Genomic DNA, 19,681 nt, shown 5'->3' with positions numbered 1-19,681 from the left:
TCTATCACCGGAGTGAGCCTATGTTTCCTGAATACCGCGACCTGATCACCCAACTCAAGACCACCGACCGCCACTTCCTGAACCTGTTCGACAAGCACAACACGCTCGATCAGCAGATCAAGAACATCGAATCGCACATCGAGCACGCAACGCACGAAGAGGTGGAAGTCCTGAAGAAGCAGAAGCTGCTGCTGAAGGACCAGATGTACGCGATCCTGCAGAAGGCCGAATCCACGGCCTGACGGGCAAGTAGTACAACCGATGCACTCCCTGTGCGCAGCCGCGCCAGGGAGTTTTCTTTTGGCGGTGGTGTCCGTCAAGTTTCTGATCGCTCGACATCCCGGACTGTGAACAACAACAAAGATCAAGCCCGTACCTCGGCCGCCTCCGTACCATGCTCCACCGCCCCGCGCTGCTTGCGCGCCAGCAGTGAATACACCGTCGGCACCACGAACAGCGTGAAGAAGGTACCGAGCAACAGGCCGCCGACGATGACCCAGCCGATCTGCTGGCGGCTCTCGGCGCCGGCACCGGTCGCCAGCGCGAGCGGCACCGAGCCCAGCACCATCGCGCCGGTGGTCATCAGGATCGGCCGCAGGCGCAGCACCGCGGCGTCGATCACCGCCTCCATCAGCTCGCGGCCCTGCCCGCGCAGCTGGTTGGCGAACTCCACGATCAGGATGCCGTGCTTGGTGATCAGGCCCACCAGCGTCACCAGCCCGATCTGGCTATAGACGTTGAGCGTGCCGCCGGTCAGCCACAGCGCGCCGAGCGCGCCGGTCATCGACAGCGGCACGGTCAGCATGATGATGAAGGGGTCGCGGAAGCTCTCGAACTGCGCCGCCAGCACCAGGTAGATGAAGGCCAGCGCCAGCATGAACACCAGCACCAGGCTGGCCGAGCTGGTCTTGAACTCGCGCGACTGGCCGTCGTAGTCGGTGGCATAACCCGGCGGCAGCAGGCGCGCGGCGGTCTGCTCCATCCATTGCAAGGCCTCGCCCAGTGCGTAGTCGGGCGCGAGGCTGGCCGAGATCGTCACCGAGCGGCGCTGGCCGAAGTGGTTCAGTTCGCGCGGCGCCACCGCCTCGCTGACTTTCACCACGTTGGCCAGCGGCACCATGTCGCCATTGCGGGCGCGCACGAAGATGTCGCTGATGTCGTGGGGATCGGCGCGGCTGGCGGCGCCGACCTGCACGATCACGTCATACTGTTCCGCATCCTTCTTGTAGCGCGTCACCTGGCGGCCGCCGAGCATGGTTTCCAGCGTGCGGCCGATGACGTCGACCGGGACGCCCAGGTCAGCGGCACGATCGCGGTCGACCTCGACCGACAACTCCGGCAGCGTCAGCTTGAGGTCGGTGTCGGGCGAGATGAGGCCCGGGTTGCCGCGCATCTCGTCCAGGATCGCCTCGGCATGGCGGGCGAGTTCGTCATAGGATTCTGACGTCGACACCACGAAGCTGAGCGGCCGCGAACGCGGGCTCTGGCCGAAGGAAGCCGGCATCACCGGGAAGGCATTCACGCCCGGAATCGCCTTCAGCCTGGGCCCCAGCTCTTCGGCGATCTGCGCCGCGCCGCGTTCGCGCTCGCTCCAGTCGGTGAAGCCGACGAAGGAAATGCCCTGCGACACCGTGGGGTTGCCGGTGATGACCAGATAGCGGTCGACTTCCGGCAGACTGGCATAGATGCGCTCGATCTCCAGCGCATAGCGCGACATGTAGTCGATGGTCGAACCTTCCGGGCCGTTGAACATGCCGACCACCCGGCCGCGGTCTTCCAGCGGTGCCAGTTCGTTCTTCAGTTGCCCCAGCAGCAGCACCGAGGTCCCCGCCACCAGCGCGAACGCCAGCATCACCAGCCAGCGCACTTTCAGCGACGCCGCCAGCAGGCTGCGATAGCCCTCGGTGAGCCAGTTCAGGAAGCCTTCGACGGCGTTGTAGATCGGGCCGTGGCTGCGCTCGTGGCGCAGCAGCCTGGAGCACATCATCGGCGACAGCGTCAGCGCGACGAAGCCGGACACGATCACCGCACCGGCCAGCGTCAGCGCGAACTCGGTGAACAGCTTGCCGGTGCGCCCGGTCATGAAAGCCACCGGCGCATACACCGCCGCCAGCGTGATCGTCATCGCCACCACCGCGAAGCCGATCTCCTTCGCGCCCTTGAAGGCGGCAGCCACCGGCTCCATGCCTTCTTCGATGTGGCGGTAGATGTTCTCCAGCACCACGATGGCGTCGTCCACCACCAGGCCGATCGCCAGCACCAGCGCGAGCAGCGTCAGCGTGTTGATCGAAAAGCCCAGCGCGAACATCAGCGTGAACACGCCCACCAGCGACACCGGAATCGTCACCAGGGGCACCAGCATCGCACGCCAGTTGCGCAGGAAGAACAGGCACACCGCCGCCACCAGCAGCACGGCTTCCCAGATCGTCGAGAACACCGCGTCGATCGAACGCTCGATGAACACCGTGGTGTCGTTGGCGATCGTCATCGACATGCCTTCGGGCAGCTCGTGCTCCAGCCGCGGCAGCATCTCTTCCAGCCCGCGCTTGAGATCGAGCGGGTTGGCGGTGGCCTGCTTGATCAGCCCGAGCGAGATCGACGGCCGGCCCATGAAGCGCACCGACGAACGTTCGTTCTCCGGCGCCACTTCGACGCGGCCGATGTCGCGGATGCGTACCGGGTAGTCGGCCGCATTGGCCGGCTGGCGCACCACCACCGCCTCGAACTCGTCGATCTGCGCCAAGTCGGTGCGTGCCACCACGGTGAACTCGCGCTGGCTGCTTTCGATGCGCCCGGCGGGCAGTTCCACGTTCTGGCCGCGGATGGCGTTCTCCACCTCCTGTACGGTCAGGCCGAAAGCCGCCAGGCGCTCGCGGTCCAGCCAGATCCGCATCGAATAGCGCCGCTCGCCGAACATGCGCGCATCCGCCGCGCCCGGCAGGGTCTGCAGGCGGGGTTTGACGACGCGGTTGGCGAAGTCGCTCATTTCCAGCGGAGAATGGCGGTCGGACGAAAACGCCACCCAGATGATCGGATTGGCGTCGGCCTCGACCTTGGCGATCACCGGCTCGTCGACGTCGTCGGGCAGGCGGCGGCGCACGCGCGACACGCGGTCGCGCACGTCGGCAGCGGCGCTGTCGGCATTGCGTTCGATGCGAAAGCGCACGGTGATCTGGCTGCGCTCCTGGCGGCTGATCGACGACAGCACATCCACGCCCTCGATGCCGGCCAGCGAATCTTCCAGCGGCTTCGTCACCTGGGATTCGACGATCGCCGCGCTCGCGCCGCGATAGGTGGTATCGACCGTCACCACCGGCTCGTCGATGTTCGGATACTCGCGCACCGTCAGCCGCGAGTACGACATCAGCCCCACAAGCAGCACCAGCAGCGACAGCACGGTGGCGAACACCGGGCGCTTGATGCAGATATCGGAAATGACCATCGCTGCGGCTCCCGTCGCTCAGGCCGCGCCGGCCACGGCAGCCTGCAGCACGCTCACCGGCGCACCGTCGCGCAGCTTGAGCTGGCCGGCGGTGACCACCTCCGCCCCCGCATCCAGCCCGTCGACGATCTCCACCATCGTCTCGCGCCGCATGCCGGTGCGCACATCCACCCGCTGTGCCTTGCCGTCCAGCACCCGGTAGACGAACTGCACGTTGCCCGGCGCCGGTACCAGTGCCGTTTCCGGCACCACCAGCACCTCGGGCCGTTCGGCCAGGATCAGCCGCACACGCACGAACACACCGGGACGCAAGCGGCCTTCGGGGTTGGCCAGGCTGGCACGCAGGCGCACCGCGCGGCCCTGGGCATCGACCAGCGGGTCGATCGCATCCACCCGTGCGGCGAAGCTGGCGCCGGGCAGTACGTCGCTGAGCAGCTCCAGCGTCTGGCCGGGCTTCACACGGTCGAGATAAAGCTCGGGCAGGCGGAAATCCACCTTCAGCCGGGCGATGTCTTCCAGGTTGATCAGCGCGTCGCCGTCCTTGACGTAATCGCCCGGACTGACGCTGCGGATGCCGACCACGCCGTCGAAAGGCGCGCGGAGCTGCATGCGCGCCAGCCGCGCCCGCGCCAGCGCGACACCGGCACGCGCCACTTCGAGTTCGGCGCGGGCATTGTCGCGGCTGCTCTGGCTGACGAACTTGCGTGCGAACAGGTCTTCGCTACGGCGGAAATTGGCTTCGGCCAGCGTCAGGTTGGCCTGCGCCTGTTGCAGTTCGGCACGCTGCACCGCCGCATCCAATTCGACCAGCACGTCGCCGCGCCTGACCGCCTCGCCGTCGCGGAAGGCGATGCGCGAAATGCGCCCCGCCACTTCCGGCCGCAGCACCACCGATTCATTGGACACCAGCGAGCCGACGGCGGTGACGTCGTCGGCCATCGCGCGTCTTTCCACTCTCGCCACCTCGACCACCACCGGCGCCTCCACCGCCGCCTGAGTGTCCGCCGGCGTGCTGCGAGGCTGGTTGGCATACCATGCGTAAGCCGCCAGGCCGGCAAGGCCGATGGCGCACAGGGCGACGATGACGGGGCGGCGAGACGACATGGCAATCCGGCGGAAAACGAGACTGAGGATGAAACAGAGCGCCGCGATTGTCCCACAGGCAGATGCCGCGCTGCTCAAAGCAGACAGCGCGGACTCCACCCGAGTTCATCCGCCCGTGACCTCCGCCACACCGGCCAGCGCGGACGGCATTCGGCTTGGGCAGGCTCAGCGCCGCTGTTCGCCCAGCCGCGTCAGCGCTTCGTCGCGCAGATGCGTCAGCAGCGCGCTGCCGTCCGGCGCCACACGGAACTCTCCCCAGCGCGCCGCTTCGTAGGTTTCGGCCGTGCCTTCCTGGAAGAAGAAGGCGTTCGGCCCGACCGTGGGGCCGCCGTCGCGCCAGTGGATGCGCATCGCCACCGTGTCGCCAGCCGGCAGCGCATCCGCAACGCCCGCCAGCCGGGCGCGACCGTCGGCATCCAGCGCCAGCAAGGCGTAGGTCGCAGGCGGAGCGTCGCGCGCCTCCTTCCCGTCCCGCTGGCCCGCCAGGCCGCGATCGATGGCGAAGCGCAGCGCCATGTAGTCGCCCTGCATCAGCGAGCGCGGATCGACCGGCGCCAGCTCCAGCAGCACGACGCGGCCCTGCGCCAGCGTGCGTTCGCGATCGAGGATCGCCTTCAGCGACACGCCCAGCACCAGCGCCATCGAAGCAACGACGGCAATGCGCAACCAGCTCCGGCGGCTCACGTCCGCACTCCCGCGCCGATGCGCAGCACCCAGGCGCGCAAGGCCAGCAAGACCGCGCCGCCCAGCACCAGCAGGCCGGACTTGTGCAACAGGCTCACGTCGAGCAGATAGTAGAACTCGCCCACGTACAGCACCGCCGCCAGCAGCGCAAAACCCGCCAGCGTACGCTGGCTGGCCTGGAAGGCGGCAATGAATACGCCGACGGCCACGATCAGGCCCGGCGCGGCGTGGAACACCAGCGCCCACAGCAGCGCGACGCCGCACGCCGCCAGGCGTGACGCAGGAGGAGCCGTCCGTAACAGATGCGCAAGCAGGACGATCAAGACCAGCGCAGCACCAGCGGCAAGCCAGATCATCGGGCTGCGGTGATCCACCCCCTCGAACAGGAACGCTGTCCGGGCCCGCATCAGCATCGGCGGCAGCACCAGCGCAGCCAGGCCAAAAGCCAGCATCAGCGCCCCGGCCACGCCGCCCCATGGCTGCGCCGCCCAGCGCTCGCGGGTGATGCAGGCCAGCACCGCCACCGCCATCAGGACAATACCGAAGGCCTCGCCAGCGAACCCGGAACCGATCAGCACGCCAAGCGCCACACTCAGCAGCAATCCACACACCACCCGGTGCAGCCGGCTTGCCCGCGGCAACGACATCGCGCCGCTCACCAGCACGCCCACGCCCGCCATCTGGCGCCAGGCATCGGGCTCGAACCATTCGGCCGCCGTCCACATCAGCAAACCCTGGCCCGTCAGCGACAGGGCCAAGCCCATCTGGTCGGTGAACAGGCCGCCGCGCCGGAACGACGCGATCGCAGCAATGCACAACACGACGCCCACCACGCCGCCCCCTGCCGTACCAAGGCCGGCCGCAGGCAGCACCAGCGCCGACACGATCAGCAGCGAGGCGAACCACGCCGCCAGCGCCTGCAGCAGCATCAGCCACCATGGCCCGGGCCGCCGCGCCAGCAGCGCCTGCCGTTCCGCTTCATCGACGATGCCGCGCTCGCGCAGCAGATCGGCGAGGCTGCCGCTGCCCGGCGGTTCGCACGCACTCATGATCCGCTCCTGCGACCGCCCGCTTCACCGCTCTCACGATGAAGCCGCATCAGCCCCCAGCCTGCGGCACTGGAAGCGAGGATCACGAACAGCCCCAGGACGTTCAAGGCCAGAAAATCGAAGCTATCGAGCACGCGCAGCAGCCCTGCGGTCAGCACCGCGATCGCCGCATAGACCAGCAAGGCGAGGATCGCAACATCCCGCCGCCACGGTCCATACACTGCGCTGCCCGCAAGCACCGCCAGCACGAACACCATCAGCCCCGGCCGGAAATCGGCCTCGAACCAGCCCGACACCGCCGCCACGCACAAGGGTGCCACCACCCCCAGCGCCGCCAGCCGCGCCATCCAGCGCTGCGCATCGACCAGCAGCCAGCGCCCCAGGCACTCGAAGGCCAGCAACACCACCAAGTTCAATCCCGCCACCAGCAACAGCGAATACAGGCCGAACAAACCGTCGAGGTAGCCCCAGAGGCCCATCGCCCCAGCCTGCGAGAGGGCGCGCAGCAAGGCCATGTTCGCCACCGCCAGCCACAGCGTCCAGCTGGCCGCCGAACGCGACAGCAGCACGAAAGGCAGCATCAGCGCCGCCCAGGCCGCGAACAGCTCCCACACGTCCGCGCCGGTCTGGTAAGTCTGGCCGATCAACGCCAGCAGCGCGCCGGTGGCAATGCAGGCGCCGAACAGCGCCGCGCGGAATGCGATCCCGCGCGGCGTCGCCCACAAGGCCGTGACTCCGCAAGCAAGCAAGGCCGCAGCCGCCAGGCCGAACTTGGCGAAGCGATGCAGTGCATCCCAGTTCCAGGCGAAGAAGAACACCACGCCGGCGCCCAACAGCAAGGCGCCGCCGAAAGCCAGCAAACGGTCGAGCATCCGCCGCCACTCGTCGGGCGCAGGCTGCAAGGGTCCGCAAGCCGCCGCCCGCGCAAGCTGTGCCGGCGTCAGCCCACCCGCCTCGGCAAGGCGGAATATCCGCGCGCGTTGTACGAAAGACCAGTTCATGAAAAAGAAAAGCCCGACTCAAACCCCCAGCCATTCCAGCAAGGCACGCAGGCGCTCTTCACCGTCTGCAGTGAAGCCGTCGATCCCGAGCTGGCGCAGGAAAGCCCTGCCCTGTTCGTCCGCAGACAACCCGAGCAGCGTCAAACGCGCCAGGTCCAGCGCCTCGGCCGATACCCGGGGGCCGGCGACGACGGGCATGTAGGGTTGACCGACAGATTCGTGCAACACGCGGTGCCCCTTTTCCCGCCATTGGCGGATCGCCCCGGAGTAGGACGCCATGCCGCCGACATCGACGATGCCGTTTTCCAGACCGAACGGGATCGCGCCCTGTTCTCGCACGTAGAAAACCTTCTCCCTCGCCAGGTCGATGCCCTTGTCGCGCAACTCGGCACGGCAGAAGCGCGTCATGTAGGCGACTTCCTCCGGCAGCACGAAGGTCTTGCCGCGCAGTTGCGCGAGCGTCCGGATCGGCGAACCGGTTGGCACGGCCAGCATGCAATGGCCCTCGGGCTCGGCATTGGCGACGTACTGGTAGCCGTAGTCGCGCAGGCCGCGCGCCGGATAGTCGGACGGACGGGCAACGACGAAATCGAAACGGCCGTCCTTCATGCCTTTTTCCAGCTCGGCGAATTCGCGCACGAAAACGACTTCGACCTTGCTGCCGAGCGCAGCCGACAGGCGCTCCGCCATCGGCGCGTATTTCTTGCGGCCTGCCGCTGCATCGATACCGCCCGAGGTGCCTTCGCTGACGGCCAGTGCAATCGGCTTCACCTCCTGCGCCACGGCCGGCAGGGGGCTCAGGGAGAGTGCCGCAAGGATTGCGAGCGACGGGACGAGATGGCGAAACGAAGGAGTTTTCATACGCGGCCGGTACCTGGAGTGGGAATCATTGACCTGGAACGGATTGCCCATGATCGCAGCCATGGCCGCGGACGGAATGTGCATTCCGTCACGCGGCTGCAGGATGGCGAGAAGCAAGCAGATCAGTGCAGCTTGACCAATGCCGTACTTCTCTTGACGAGCACTCTGGCAATGGCCAGCACCGCCGTGCGGCCAAAACCGAGAATGGCCTTGTGGTGCATCAGGTGCAGGCTGATGTAGAGCCACCTTGCGAAGATGCCATCGACGAACAGCGTCCCGCCGGTCAATGAGCCCATCAGGCTGCCCACGCTGGTCTGCGTACCCAAGGAAACCAGGGAGCCATGATCCTTGTAGCAATAGGGCTGCTTCACGGGCTCGCGCCCCTCGACGGCGCTCATGATTGCCTTGAAGACGTAATCCGCCTGCTGATGCGCGGCCTGCGCCCTTGGCGGAACGGGCTTGCCATCGGCCTGCATGCACGATGCACAATCGCCGAGGGCATGGATATGCTCATGGCCCTTGACGTTCAAGCTGTCCGTCACTTCGAGCTGCCCGATCCTGTTCGTCGGAAATCCCAGTGAAGCAAGAAAGTCCGGTGCCTTGATCCCCGCGGCCCAGACGCACATGTCGAAATCGTACCTTTTCCCGCTCGCGTCGAGCAGATGGTCCTTCTCTATCCGGCTGACGCGACAATTCGTCACCACTTGAATGTTTCTCTTGGCCAGGAGACGGGCCGCCCCATTGGAAACCCGCTCGCTCAGCGGCGCCAGAATGCGGCCGGAGCCTTCGAGCAAGGTGATCCTCACGTCGGTATTGGGCTCCAGATGGGTGAAGCCGTAGTTCGCATAGATTCCACCCGCTTCACGCAGCTCGGCCGCAAGCTCGACGCCGGTGGCACCACCGCCGATGATCACCACGTCGATGGCGCCCGAATTGCCTTTGGCCTTTTCATTTTCCGCACGAATCATCTGCGCCATCATTTCGGCCCTGAAGCGATCCGCATCCCGGGGGCTGTTCAGCGAGATGGTGTTCTCGTCCGCTCCGGGCGTGTTGTAGTAATTCGACGTACTGCCAACGGAAATGCAGAGCCTGGAGAACTTGATCCTGCGCTCGGGATACACCAGCCCGCCATCTTCGCCCCCCGATGCCGACACGACGATTTCACTCGCCGCAAGATCGATGCCGGAGAAGGCCCCATATACGAAAGTGAAGTTGTTCTGGTACGCGAGCATCGGATACGACAGGCCTTCCTGGTTCATGTCCAGTGTGCCGGCGGCAACTTCGTGAAGCGTGGGCTTCCATATATGGGTAAGGTTCCGCTCCACGAGAACCACCTTGTCGCGGCCGAGCTTTCTGCCAAGCTTGCAAACCAGCTCCAGCCCGCCTGCGCCGCCGCCGATGACGACAATGCTGCCACTCCGGGCATTCTCCATTTTTTCCTCGGGCTCTGTTGGGTTGGAAATGAAGAATAACCAGTCTCGTTTCCGGCTGCCAGTCCGCAGGATTCAAGCCATTTCCCCCTCGCTTTCAGCCCTTCAACACCGCGATCGCACTCATCGTCATCAGCGCCCCCTGCTTCGGCAATGCCGCAATCGCCACCACGGCGCGGGCAGGGTGCGGGCGTTTCCAGCTTGCGAGTCACGATGGCCGACAGGATCAACCGCGGCCCCGCCCCTGTTCATCCTTGACGGCCAGCGCCCATAACACCAGTGCGCAGAACAGGATCAGCAGCAGCCACTTCAGCACTGAGCAAACCGTGCTGAACAGGTAGATCGAAGGCACGCCGAAGCGTGGCATTTCGGTGAGCCACCAGTGCAGGCCGTTTTCCACTGCGTCGAAAGCGGCCGCCAATGGCAGCACGAAAGGCACAGCGGCGCGCACGATCCGCGGCAACTGGGAAAAAATCCGGGTACGCACCGCAAGCAAGCACCCGAACGCACCATAGCCAAGCAGGACCAGGCCGTCGAACGGGAGCCAGCGGCGGTACAGTGCAAGCCCCTCGGGCGGCCAGAGGTGGATGATCTCGCCGAATACCCTCGGCTCCCACGCGAGTTGAAGCGCGATCACACTCGGCTTGAGCTCGGCGAGGTGCCAGACCATCACCAACCACGATGCCGCGGTGAGTACACCGCTGACCCAGACCGCACGCATTCACATCGCTCCGAGAAACACGCCGCTCTGCCCCCAGAAAGACGAAACCCGGCTGCAGCCGGGCCTCAGTGCGGCATCGCTCAGTAACCGCGGCCGCAGAGCCCCGCCGGCGTCAGCCGACGATGGTCTGCGCCTCGCCGTCCTTGCGCGCATCGATGCGGCCGATGCGGTAGACCGTTTCACCCGCCGCCTTCAGCGCAGCCTCGGCCGCGCCGGCGTCGGCCGCCGACACCACCACCGCCATGCCGATGCCGCAGTTGAACACGCGGTACATCTCCTGCATGTCGACGTTGCCTTCCTTCTGCAGCCACTGGAACAGCGGCGGCAGCGTCCAGCTGGCGGCGTCGATGCGGGCGGTGAGTTCGTCGCCCAGGATGCGCGGCACGTTCTCGGTGATGCCGCCGCCGGTGATGTGGGCCATGCCCTTGACCACGCCGGGCTTGCCCTGCATCAGCGCCAGCAGCGGCTTGACGTAGATGCGGGTGGGCTCCATGACCACGTCGCGCAGCTTGCGGCCGTGGAAATCGGCGTCGAGGTCGGGTTTGGCGACCTCGATGATCTTGCGGATCAGCGAGTAGCCGTTGGAGTGGGCGCCGCTGGAGGCCAGGCCCAGCACCACGTCACCCGGCACGATGCGGCTGCCGTCGATGATGTCGGCCTTTTCCACCGCGCCGACGGCGAAGCCGGCGAGGTCGTACTCGCCCGCCGGGTACATGCCGGGCATCTCGGCGGTTTCGCCGCCGATCAGCGCGCAGCCGGCCAGTTCGCAGCCCTGGGCGATGCCCTTGACGACGTCGGCGGCGGTGTCGACGTCGAGCTTGCCGCAGGCGAAGTAGTCGAGGAAGAACAGCGGCTCGGCGCCCTGCACCAGGATGTCGTTGACGCTCATCGCCACCAGATCCTGGCCGACGGTGTCGTGCTTGTCCAACTGGAAGGCGAGCTTGAGCTTGGTGCCGACGCCGTCGGTGCCGGACACCAGCACCGGCTCCCTGTACTTCTTCGACAGCTCGAACAGCGCGCCGAAGCCGCCGATGCCGCCCATCACCTCGGGGCGCATGGTGCGCCTGGCCAGCGGCTTGATGCGGTCGACCAGGGCGTCGCCCGCTTCGATGTCCACGCCGGCATCGCGGTAGGAGAGGGAGGCTTGGTTGGAGGAGGTGGGTGCGCTCAAGATCGTTCCTCTGGACTGGCGGAAATGCCGGGGCCGAGCCCGGCCGGCGCCCCTGGCCGCGGCCCGTGCTTGAGGCTGCAACGCCAAGTGGCTACATTTACGTGTTTCGCGGGTGGCATGCGCCCGCGCCAAGCCCGCGATTTTACTCGAAATGAACCCTCCCCGCGCCTACCGCCTGCAAACCCTCGTCTGGACCGCCATCGGCATTGCGCTGGCCGGTCTGTTCTGGCTGCTGGGTCCCATCCTCACGCCCTTCGTGATCGGCGCGGTGTTCGCCTACATCTGCGACCCCGCGGTCAACTGGATGGTGGCGCGCCGCGTGCCGCGCGCACTGGCGGTGCTGCTGGTGATCGTCGCGCTGGGCCTGGTGATGGTGGCGCTGGCGCTGATCCTGGTGCCGATGGTGTATCGCGAGGGGGTTCAACTGATGAGCCGCCTGCCCGACCTGGTCGAGATGTTCAACGCCCAGGTATCGCCGCTGCTGCAGGCGCGGCTGGGCATCGACCTGCAGCTCGACGCCGCCCAGCTGCGCCAGTTGATCGCCGACAACTGGAGCAACGCACAGGACCTGGTGCCGATCGTGCTCGGCCACCTGAAGACCGGCGGCATGGCGGTGATCGCCTTCATCGCCAATTTGTTTCTGATCCCGCTGGTGATGTTCTATCTGCTGCAGGAATGGCCGCGCCTGCTGGCCGAACTGCAGCGCATCGTGCCGCGGCCGTGGCTGGAGCGGACGATGGCGATCATCAACGACATCGATTCGGTGATGTCGGAATTCCTGCGCGGCCAGCTGTCGGTGATGATGCTGCTGGCGGTGTTCTACAGCATCGGGCTGTGGCTCGCCGGGCTGAACTTCTGGCTGCCGGTGGGCGTGCTGACCGGCCTGCTGGTGTTCATTCCCTACGTCGGCTACGGCGGCGGCCTGATCCTCGCCATCCTCGCCGCACTGCTGCAGGCCGAAGGCTGGCCGCTGCTGATCGGCGTCGGCATCGTGTATGGGCTGGGCCAGGTGATCGAGAGCTTCGTGCTGACGCCCTACCTGGTCGGCGAGCGCATCGGCCTGCATCCGCTGGCGGTGATCTTCGCGCTGATGGCTTTCGGCCAGTTGTTCGGCTTCGTCGGCGTGCTGGTGGCGCTGCCGGTCAGCGCGGCGCTGCTGGTCGGCCTGCGCGAAGTACGCAATGCCTGGTTCGCCAGCCCGGTCTATCTCGGAACGCGGACACCGCCTGCGAGCGCGCATGAGCCAGACCGTAAATGAACATTCGCCGATGAGGCAACTCGTCCTCGACATCCGCGCCGACGCCCCGCCGACGCTGGAAAACTTCGTCGCCGGCGCCAATGCCGAACTGGTGGCGGCGGTGTCCCTGCTGGCCTCGGTAGCGACCGCGCGGCAACTGCCGGCACGCCACGTCTATGTCTGGGGCGCGCCGGGCAGCGGCCGCAGCCATCTGCTGCGCGCCAGCGTGGCGCTGGCGCGGGAAGCCGGCCGCCCGACCCACATCCTCGCCGCCGAGGACGTGGACGATGCCTTGCCCGAAACCGCCGATGCGCTGGTCGCGGTGGACGACATCGACCGCCTAGCGCCCGACGCCCAGATCGCGCTGTTCAACGCCTTCAACCGCAGCCGTGGCAACGGCCAGTCGCTGCTGCTGGCCGGCCCGGCCGCAGCGCTCGGACTGAGCCTGCGCGAAGATCTGCGCACCCGCATCGGCCAGAGCCTGATCTACGAAGTGCAGCCGCTCGACGACGCCTCGCGCGCCACCATCCTCGCCACCCTGGCCGAGCGCCGCGGCCTGCGGCTGGCCGACGAGGTGGTCGACTTCCTGCTGCGCCACGGCCGCCGCGAACTGCCCAGCCTGCTCGCCGTGCTCGACGCGCTCGACGCCGCCTCGCTCGAACGCAAGCGCCCGATCACCCTGCCCCTGCTGCGCGAGATGATGCAGCAAGGACTGGAGATTTGATGGGCAGCACCATTCGGACACGGCCGATGGGTTTCGCCTGCGGCGCCACCCATCCTGCAGAGGCGACGAAACCCATCGCCACCTTTCACTCTATCCAATACCCCGGAGCATCCACTTGAACCTCGCCCTCTTCGACCTCGACAACACCCTGCTCGCCGGCGACTCCGACTTCGCCTGGGCACAGTTCCTGATCGAGAAGGGCGTGCTCGACCGCGAAGTGCAGGAAGCGAAGAACATCGAGTTCTACGAGCACTACAAGGCCGGCACGCTCGACATCGATGCCTTCCTCGACTTCCAGCTCGCCCCGCTGGCCCGCCATCCGCGCGCCGAACTCGACGCCTGGCACCGGGAGTTCATGGAGCAATCGGTGAAACCGATGATCACCGCCAAGGCACGCGCGCTGGTCCGGCAACACCTGGACGAAGATGCGCTGGTCGCCGTCGTCACCGCCACCAATGCCTTCGTCACCGGCCCGATCGTGCGCGAATTCGGCATCCCCCACCTGGTCGCCACCATCCCGGCGCAGGAAAACGGCGCCTTCACCGGCAAGGCACGCGGCACGCCGGCTTTCCAGGCCGGCAAGATCGTCCGCGTCGATGCCTGGCTGGAATCGCTCGGCCTGCACATCGGCGGCTTCGAGCGCAGCTGGTTCTACAGCGACTCGCACAACGACCTGCCGCTGCTGAAGCACGTGTCCGACCCGGTCGCGGTCGACCCCGACGACACCTTGCACGCTCACGCCGAACAGCACGGCTGGCCGGTGCTTTCGCTGCGCTGATGGACGAACCGCGCTCGCCGCGGGCGATCGGTTATCATTGCCGGCTCATGCAAGAACGACGCCTTTCCCGATGATCCGCAAGCTGCTGCGCAAGGTTTTCAAGCGCCCGGCGCAATCCGCCCGCCACAAACCCGCGCTGATCCCGATCGAACGCCACGGCATTCGGCGCGAACAACTCTCCCCCGCAGCACGCAAGGTCTGCGCCGTGCTGCAGGAAAAGGGCTACAAGGCCTTCGTCGTCGGCGGCGCGGTGCGCGACCTGCTGATCGGCCAGCCGCCCAAGGACTACGACGTCGCCACCAGCGCCACGCCCGAGGAAGTGCGTGCAGCCTTCCGCCGTTCGCGCATCATCGGCCGCCGCTTCAAGATCGTGCATGTGATGAGCGGCCCGGAAACCATCGAGGTCTCCACCTTCCGCGCCAGCCAGGATGCCGAATCGGCCGAAACCGACGAGCACGGCCGCGTGCTGCGCGACAACGTCTACGGCAACCAGGAAGAAGACGCCACCCGGCGCGACTTCACCGTCAACGCGCTGTACTACGACCCGGCCAGCGAGACCATCGTCGACTACCACCACGGCGTCGCCGACATCCAGCAGAAGACGCTGCGCATGATCGGCGATCCGCGCACCCGCTACCGCGAAGACCCGGTGCGGATGCTGCGCGCGGTGCGCCTGGGCGCCAAGCTCGGGCTGACGATCGACCCGGCCGCGCGCCACCCGATCCGCGACATGGCGGTGCTGCTGGAAAACGTCCCCGCCGCACGCCTGTTCGACGAGATGCTGAAGCTGCTGTTCTCGGGCCACGCGGTCAAATGCCTGAAGCAGTTGCGCGAGGAAGGCCTGCACCACGGCCTGCTGCCGCTGCTCGACGTCATCCTCGAACAGCCGATGGGCGAACGCTTCGTCTGGCTGTCGCTGGAGAACACCGACGAACGCGTGCGCCAGGACAAGTCGGTGTCGCCCGGCTTCCTGTTCGCCACCCTGCTGTGGCACGAGGTGCTGGCGGCGTGGGAAAAGAAGAAAGCCGCCGGCGAGCATTCGCAGCCCGCGCTGTTCGAGGCCATGGACGAGGTGCTCGACGCCCAGGCCGGCAAGCTCGCCATCACCCGCCGCATCGCCGGCGACATCAAGGACATCTGGGCGCTGCAGCCGCGCTTCGACAAGCGCGCCGGCAAGACGCCCTACCGCCTCATCGAGCAGCCGCGCTACCGCGCCGGCTGGGACTTCCTGCGCCTGCGCGCGCAGGCGGGCGAAGTCCCGATGGAGATCGTCGACTGGTGGGACCGCTTCGCCCACGCCGGCCACGACGCCCGCGAAGCGCTGATCCGCCAGGCACCGGCCGACGCCGCCCCCGCGGCCAAGAAGCGCCGCCGCAAGCGCCGCAAGCCGGCGGGAGAATCGCAGGCCGCCGGCGCCGACGCCGCCTGAGCGGATTCGCACGCACTGGCTCAAACGCACAGACCCGACACGCAAACTCCCTGCCCCATGACGCTCCCCGTGCGCGCCTTCGTCGCCTTCGGCGCCAACCTCGGCGACCCTGCCGCGGCCTTCGCACTGGCACTGCAGCGCCTGGCCGAACTGCCCGGCACCCGGGTGGCGGCGCATTCGTCGCTGTACCGCAGCGCGCCGGTCGGCGTCGAAGGCCAGCCCGACTACATCAACGCGGTGATCGAACTGGCCACCACGCTCGCCGCACGCCCGCTGCTCGACGCCCTGCTGGCAATCGAGCACGAGGGCGGCCGCCGGCGCGATGGCCACATGGCGCCGCGCACCATGGATCTGGACCTGCTGCTGCACGGCGACGCGGTCATCGACGAACCCGGCCTGCAGGTGCCGCACCCGCGCATGCACCTGCGCGCCTTCACGCTGGTGCCGCTGGCCGAGATCGCCCCCGATGTCCGCATCCCCGGCCACGGCCCTGCAGCCGCACTGCTGCCGGGCGTCGCCAGCCAGTCCATCGCGCGCACCTGATGCCAGGGCGGTCTCCAGCCCATGCCTTTTCCATCGCCCTCCTCTCCACCCGCGAGCCCACCATGCCCACCTGGCTCCAACCCGCCGCCACGGCCTTCACCGCCAACCCCGTCTGGCTGCAGACCGCGCTGCTGCTCGCCGCCTCCAACGTGTTCATGACCTTCGCCTGGTACGGCCACCTGAAGAACATGCAGGGCAAGGCCTGGTACCTGGCGGCGCTGGTGAGCTGGAGCATCGCCCTGTTCGAATACCTGCTGCAGGTGCCGGCCAACCGCATCGGCGCCACTGCGCTGAATCTCGCCCAGCTCAAGATCATGCAGGAAGTGATCACCCTGCTGGTGTTCGTTCCCTTCGTCGTGCTGTACATGAAGCAGCCGCTCAAGCTTGACTATCTCTGGGCTGCCTTGTGTATGCTTGGCGCGGTTTATTTCATCTTCCGCAGCTGATTCCACCACTGATACAAGGCCAAGCCGGCAAACGCATGCTCGACAAAGCACACTACATCGTCGTCGAAGGCCCGATCGGTGCCGGCAAGACCTCGCTGGCAAAGCGCCTGGCCGAGCGGCTGCGGGCCGACACCCTGTTCGAGCGGGCCGAGCTCAATCCTTTCCTGTCGCGCTTCTACCAGCAGCCCGAGCGCTGGGCGCTGGCGACGCAGTTGTCCTTCCTGTTCCAGCGTATCGATCAGCTCGCCGCGCTCGGCCCCATCTCGGAAGAACGGCGCGTGGTATCGGACTTCATCCTGGACAAGGACAGGCTGTTCGCCGAACAGAACCTCAGCCCCGAGGAACTGGCGCTGCACCAGCGCATCCACGACAGCGTCAAGCCCGCGGTGACGCCCCGGCCCGATCTCGTGATCTACCTGCAGGCCAGCGCCGACACGCTGATGGAGCGCGTCCACAAGCGCGGACTCGAAGCCGAACGGCGCATCACCGAAGCCTACCTGCAGCAGATCGCCGACCGCTACACGCGCTATTTCTACCAGTACGACGCGGCGCCGCTGTTCATCGTCGATGCCGGTAAACTGAATCCGGTCGACCACGACGACGACTTCGAGCTGCTGCTCACCCGCCTGCGCGACATGCGCGGTTACCGCGAATTCTTCGGTTACGCCGGGTAAACCCCTATTCATATTCGGGGCAATCAACTTGTGCAACGCACCAGTTTGGTGAAAACTCCGCCCTCCCATCAGGAGCGATGAATGAGCTATCTTCAGGACCAGAAGCCCGTCACCCTGTTCGAACTTGGCAAGATGCGTGCCGAAGGCCGCAAGATCGTCATGCTCACCGGCTACGACGCCAGTTTCGCCGCGCTGCTCGGCCGTGCCGGCGTCGACGTCGTGCTGATCGGCGACTCGCTCGGCAACGTGCTGCAGGGCCAGAAATCCACGCTGCCGGTCACCCTCGAACAGATGGCCTATCACACCGAATGCGTGGCGCGCGCCGGCGCGCGGCCGCTGGTGGTCACCGACATGCCTTTCGGCACCTGTCACGAAAGCCCGGCACAGGCGATGCGCAACGCCGCGCGCCTGATGGCCGCAGGCGCGCAGATGGTCAAGATCGAAGGCGGCGAATACATGGCCGAAACCGTGCGCTTCCTGGTCGAGCGCGGCGTGCCGGTGTGCGCCCACATCGGCCTGACGCCGCAATCGGTGCACCAGCTCGGCGGCTACCGCGTGCAGGGCCGTGGCGACGAAGGCGCCGCCCGCATGAAGGCCGATGCGCTGGCGCTGGAACAGGCCGGCGCCTCGCTGGTCGTCATCGAAATGGTGCCGGCCACGCTCGCCGCCGACATCACCGCCAGCCTGCGCACGATGGCCACCATCGGCATCGGCGCCGGACCTTCCTGCGACGGCCAGGTGCTGGTGCTGCACGACATGCTCGGCATCTTCCCGGGCAAGACCGCCCGCTTCGTGCGCAACTTCATGGAAGGCGCAGCCAGCATCGAGGATGCGGTCGCGCGCTATGTGGCCGCAGTGCGCGACGGCAGCTTCCCGGCTGCCGAACACTGCTACTGAACGCCCGGCGCGCCGTTGCCAACCAGCAGTTGCCACCCACTCCAGGTTTCAGCATGCAGATCCATCACACCATCGCCGAACTGCGCGCCGCCCGCGCCACTGCCGGCAAGATCGCCCTCGTCCCCACCATGGGCAACCTGCACGAGGGCCACATCGCGCTGATGCGCCAGGCTGCCGAAAAGGCCGACTGTGTGATCGCCAGCATCTTCGTCAATCGCCTGCAGTTCGGCGCCGGGGAAGATTTCAACCGCTACCCCCGCACCCTCGCCGCCGACTGCGAGAAGCTCGCCGCGGTCGGCGTCAAGCACGTGTTCGCGCCGGACGAGGCCGAGATGTACCCGCAGCCTCAGCGCTATCACGTCGAGCCGGCACCGGCCCAGGTCTCGATCCTCGAAGGCGAATTCCGCCCCGGGCATTTCCGCGGCGTCGCCACCGTGGTGCTCAAGCTGCTCAACATCGTGCAGCCCGACATCGCCCTGTTCGGCAAGAAGGATTACCAGCAGTTGATGGTGCTGAGCAACATGGTGCGCGAACTGGCGCTGCCGGTCGAAGTGCTGCCGGGCGACACCGTGCGCGCCGACGACGGCCTGGCGCTGTCCTCGCGCAACGGCTACCTGAGCGACGACGAGCGTGCCCGCGCGACGCTGCTGTACCGCCTGCTGTGCCGCATCCGCGACGCCGTGCGCGCCGGCAACCACGACCTGCTCAAGCTCGAGACCGACGCCATGGACGAACTGGCCGCCGCCGGCTGGCAGCCCGACTACGTGGCGGTGCGCCGCCGCGCCGACCTGCAGCCGCCGGTCCACATGGACGACCCGCTCGTCGTGCTGGCGGCAGCCAGGCTGGGCCGCACCCGGCTGATCGACAATCTGGAGATCTGAAGCCGGTGCGCATCAGGGTTCGCCCCCGCTTGCGCTTCACTGCGGCCCGAACCACCCTATACTCATAAACCAGCCGCAGTCAGCGGCCTTGTGGCGCGTGACAGACAATGCACAACTTAAGGAGGGAGGGAAACGATGGCGACGACCGTAAAGCAGATTCTTGAGCAGAAGGGCAGCGCTTTCCATTCGGTGAGTCCGGCCGACTCGGTGTTCGACGCCCTGTCGTTGATGGCGCAGTTCGACATCGGCTGTGTACTGGTCACCGAAGGCGAGCGCCTGGTGGGCATCTTCACCGAACGTGACTACGCACGAAAAGTCGTGCTGAAGGGCCTGGTATCGCGCGACATCCGTGTCGGCGACCTGATGACGCCCAACCCCTGCACCGTCACACCCACCAATACGGTCGACGAAGTCATGCACACGATGACCGAAAACCGCTTCCGCCACCTGCCGGTGGTCTATCAGGGCAAGATCATGGGCGTCGTCACCATCGGCGACATGGTCAAGTCGGTCGTCCAGCAGCAGCAGGCGACGATCCGCCAGCTCGAAAGCTACATCGCCGGCGACCTCGCCGCCGAGTGAGCCGGCGCCCGCCGAAGCACATGAGAA

At 66.8% G+C, this 19,681-nt stretch carries 20 protein-coding genes; 11 read left to right on the top strand and 9 right to left on the bottom strand.

Translation table 11 applies throughout. The features are described 5' to 3' along the window. Positions 1-20 precede the first annotated feature (20 nt). Positions 21-242 (top strand): YdcH family protein, encoded by a 222-nt coding sequence (locus tag ACNQFN_RS07610; RefSeq protein ID WP_068634954.1) that lies wholly within the window; start codon positions 21-23, stop codon positions 240-242. Between the two features lie 122 nt (positions 243-364). Here the strand turns inward: ACNQFN_RS07610 and ACNQFN_RS07605 are convergent, their stop codons facing one another. The 9 genes from ACNQFN_RS07605 to purM all read right to left on the bottom strand — a co-directional run bounded on the left by ACNQFN_RS07605 (position 365) and on the right by purM (position 11,463). Next, the gene (locus ACNQFN_RS07605; protein WP_418648440.1) at positions 365-3,442 is read right to left on the bottom strand and encodes an efflux RND transporter permease subunit; all 3,078 of its coding nucleotides are present in this window, start codon (positions 3,440-3,442) and stop codon (positions 365-367) included. Positions 3,443-3,460: 18 nt separating this feature from the next. Next, complete coding sequence (locus ACNQFN_RS07600; RefSeq protein WP_418648439.1) at positions 3,461-4,546, bottom strand: efflux RND transporter periplasmic adaptor subunit; 1,086 nt, start codon at positions 4,544-4,546, stop codon at positions 3,461-3,463. Between the two features lie 165 nt (positions 4,547-4,711). Next, positions 4,712-5,230, bottom strand: coding sequence for a GDYXXLXY domain-containing protein (locus tag ACNQFN_RS07595; RefSeq protein WP_418648438.1), 519 nt, complete (start codon positions 5,228-5,230; stop codon positions 4,712-4,714). Next, positions 5,227-6,279: a DUF4401 domain-containing protein gene (locus tag ACNQFN_RS07590; RefSeq protein WP_418648437.1), complete on the bottom strand. Its 1,053-nt coding sequence runs from the start codon at positions 6,277-6,279 to the stop codon at positions 5,227-5,229. The genes ACNQFN_RS07595 and ACNQFN_RS07590 overlap by 4 nt, the downstream gene beginning before the upstream one ends. Then, on the bottom strand, positions 6,276-7,280 hold the full coding sequence (locus ACNQFN_RS07585; protein ID WP_418648436.1) for a DUF2157 domain-containing protein: 1,005 nt from the start codon (positions 7,278-7,280) through the stop codon (positions 6,276-6,278). Before ACNQFN_RS07585 ends, ACNQFN_RS07590 begins: the two co-directional genes overlap by 4 nt. A gap of 18 nt (positions 7,281-7,298) precedes the next feature. Beyond that, a complete protein-coding gene (locus ACNQFN_RS07580) occupies positions 7,299-8,051 on the bottom strand; it encodes a phosphate/phosphite/phosphonate ABC transporter substrate-binding protein (protein ID WP_245650819.1) in 753 nt (250 codons plus the stop codon). Between the two features lie 212 nt (positions 8,052-8,263). Further along, on the bottom strand, positions 8,264-9,574 hold the full coding sequence (locus tag ACNQFN_RS07575; RefSeq protein ID WP_418648435.1) for an NAD(P)/FAD-dependent oxidoreductase: 1,311 nt from the start codon (positions 9,572-9,574) through the stop codon (positions 8,264-8,266). Between the two features lie 223 nt (positions 9,575-9,797). After that, positions 9,798-10,292, bottom strand: coding sequence for a hypothetical protein (locus ACNQFN_RS07570; RefSeq protein ID WP_418648434.1), 495 nt, complete (start codon positions 10,290-10,292; stop codon positions 9,798-9,800). Positions 10,293-10,404: 112 nt separating this feature from the next. Then, positions 10,405-11,463 carry a phosphoribosylformylglycinamidine cyclo-ligase gene (gene purM, locus ACNQFN_RS07565; RefSeq protein ID WP_418648433.1) on the bottom strand — a complete coding sequence of 353 codons (1,059 nt, stop codon included), beginning with the start codon at positions 11,461-11,463 and terminating at the stop codon, positions 10,405-10,407. Between the two features lie 151 nt (positions 11,464-11,614). Between purM and ACNQFN_RS07560 the strand changes: the two genes are divergently transcribed. The 10 genes from ACNQFN_RS07560 to ACNQFN_RS07515 all read left to right on the top strand — a co-directional run bounded on the left by ACNQFN_RS07560 (position 11,615) and on the right by ACNQFN_RS07515 (position 19,654). Beyond that, positions 11,615-12,721, top strand: a complete 1,107-nt coding sequence (locus ACNQFN_RS07560; RefSeq protein WP_418648432.1) for an AI-2E family transporter — start codon at positions 11,615-11,617, stop codon at positions 12,719-12,721. A gap of 10 nt (positions 12,722-12,731) precedes the next feature. Then, entirely contained in the window at positions 12,732-13,424 is a 693-nt protein-coding gene (hda, locus tag ACNQFN_RS07555) for a DnaA regulatory inactivator Hda (RefSeq protein WP_418648431.1), read from the top strand. A gap of 115 nt (positions 13,425-13,539) precedes the next feature. Next, positions 13,540-14,202, top strand: a complete 663-nt coding sequence (locus ACNQFN_RS07550) for an HAD family hydrolase (RefSeq protein ID WP_418648430.1) — start codon at positions 13,540-13,542, stop codon at positions 14,200-14,202. Positions 14,203-14,272: 70 nt separating this feature from the next. Beyond that, positions 14,273-15,631, top strand: a complete 1,359-nt coding sequence (gene pcnB, locus ACNQFN_RS07545) for a polynucleotide adenylyltransferase PcnB (protein WP_418648429.1) — start codon at positions 14,273-14,275, stop codon at positions 15,629-15,631. 57 nt (positions 15,632-15,688) lie between these two features. Beyond that, positions 15,689-16,174: a 2-amino-4-hydroxy-6-hydroxymethyldihydropteridine diphosphokinase gene (gene folK / locus ACNQFN_RS07540; protein ID WP_418648428.1), complete on the top strand. Its 486-nt coding sequence runs from the start codon at positions 15,689-15,691 to the stop codon at positions 16,172-16,174. 62 nt (positions 16,175-16,236) lie between these two features. Next, positions 16,237-16,620: a DMT family protein gene (locus ACNQFN_RS07535; RefSeq protein ID WP_068634969.1), complete on the top strand. Its 384-nt coding sequence runs from the start codon at positions 16,237-16,239 to the stop codon at positions 16,618-16,620. A 35-nt stretch (positions 16,621-16,655) separates the two neighbouring features. Next, complete coding sequence (locus tag ACNQFN_RS07530) at positions 16,656-17,294, top strand: deoxynucleoside kinase (RefSeq protein WP_418648427.1); 639 nt, start codon at positions 16,656-16,658, stop codon at positions 17,292-17,294. Positions 17,295-17,375: 81 nt separating this feature from the next. Continuing rightward, complete coding sequence (gene panB / locus ACNQFN_RS07525; RefSeq protein ID WP_068634971.1) at positions 17,376-18,191, top strand: 3-methyl-2-oxobutanoate hydroxymethyltransferase; 816 nt, start codon at positions 17,376-17,378, stop codon at positions 18,189-18,191. A gap of 53 nt (positions 18,192-18,244) precedes the next feature. Next, positions 18,245-19,072, top strand: a complete 828-nt coding sequence (gene panC / locus ACNQFN_RS07520) for a pantoate--beta-alanine ligase (RefSeq protein ID WP_418648426.1) — start codon at positions 18,245-18,247, stop codon at positions 19,070-19,072. A gap of 135 nt (positions 19,073-19,207) precedes the next feature. Continuing rightward, positions 19,208-19,654: a CBS domain-containing protein gene (locus ACNQFN_RS07515; RefSeq protein WP_418648425.1), complete on the top strand. Its 447-nt coding sequence runs from the start codon at positions 19,208-19,210 to the stop codon at positions 19,652-19,654. Positions 19,655-19,681: the final 27 nt, after the last annotated feature.

Source organism: Thauera butanivorans (genome assembly GCF_048398245.1).
GTDB lineage: Bacteria > Pseudomonadota > Gammaproteobacteria > Burkholderiales > Rhodocyclaceae > Thauera > Thauera butanivorans.
Note: the sequence above shows the minus strand (reverse complement) of the source record. Positions and strands in the feature narration are given on the sequence as shown.

Bases quoted from the DNA above. Each gene is read 5' to 3' on its own strand.
- ACNQFN_RS07610 (WP_068634954.1), top strand. From the start codon at position 21: ATGTTTCCTGAATACCGCGACCTGATCACCCAACTCAAGACCACCGAC.
- ACNQFN_RS07605 (WP_418648440.1), bottom strand. From the start codon at position 3,442: ATGGTCATTTCCGATATCTGCATCAAGCGCCCGGTGTTCGCCACCGTG.
- ACNQFN_RS07600 (WP_418648439.1), bottom strand. From the start codon at position 4,546: ATGTCGTCTCGCCGCCCCGTCATCGTCGCCCTGTGCGCCATCGGCCTT.
- ACNQFN_RS07590 (WP_418648437.1), bottom strand. From the start codon at position 6,279: ATGAGTGCGTGCGAACCGCCGGGCAGCGGCAGCCTCGCCGATCTGCTG.
- ACNQFN_RS07585 (WP_418648436.1), bottom strand. From the start codon at position 7,280: ATGAACTGGTCTTTCGTACAACGCGCGCGGATATTCCGCCTTGCCGAG.
- ACNQFN_RS07575 (WP_418648435.1), bottom strand. From the start codon at position 9,574: ATGGAGAATGCCCGGAGTGGCAGCATTGTCGTCATCGGCGGCGGCGCA.
- ACNQFN_RS07570 (WP_418648434.1), bottom strand. From the start codon at position 10,292: ATGCGTGCGGTCTGGGTCAGCGGTGTACTCACCGCGGCATCGTGGTTG.
- ACNQFN_RS07560 (WP_418648432.1), top strand. From the start codon at position 11,615: ATGAACCCTCCCCGCGCCTACCGCCTGCAAACCCTCGTCTGGACCGCC.
- hda (WP_418648431.1), top strand. From the start codon at position 12,732: ATGAGGCAACTCGTCCTCGACATCCGCGCCGACGCCCCGCCGACGCTG.
- pcnB (WP_418648429.1), top strand. From the start codon at position 14,273: ATGATCCGCAAGCTGCTGCGCAAGGTTTTCAAGCGCCCGGCGCAATCC.
- folK (WP_418648428.1), top strand. From the start codon at position 15,689: ATGACGCTCCCCGTGCGCGCCTTCGTCGCCTTCGGCGCCAACCTCGGC.
- ACNQFN_RS07535 (WP_068634969.1), top strand. From the start codon at position 16,237: ATGCCCACCTGGCTCCAACCCGCCGCCACGGCCTTCACCGCCAACCCC.
- ACNQFN_RS07530 (WP_418648427.1), top strand. From the start codon at position 16,656: ATGCTCGACAAAGCACACTACATCGTCGTCGAAGGCCCGATCGGTGCC.
- panB (WP_068634971.1), top strand. From the start codon at position 17,376: ATGAGCTATCTTCAGGACCAGAAGCCCGTCACCCTGTTCGAACTTGGC.
- panC (WP_418648426.1), top strand. From the start codon at position 18,245: ATGCAGATCCATCACACCATCGCCGAACTGCGCGCCGCCCGCGCCACT.
- ACNQFN_RS07515 (WP_418648425.1), top strand. From the start codon at position 19,208: ATGGCGACGACCGTAAAGCAGATTCTTGAGCAGAAGGGCAGCGCTTTC.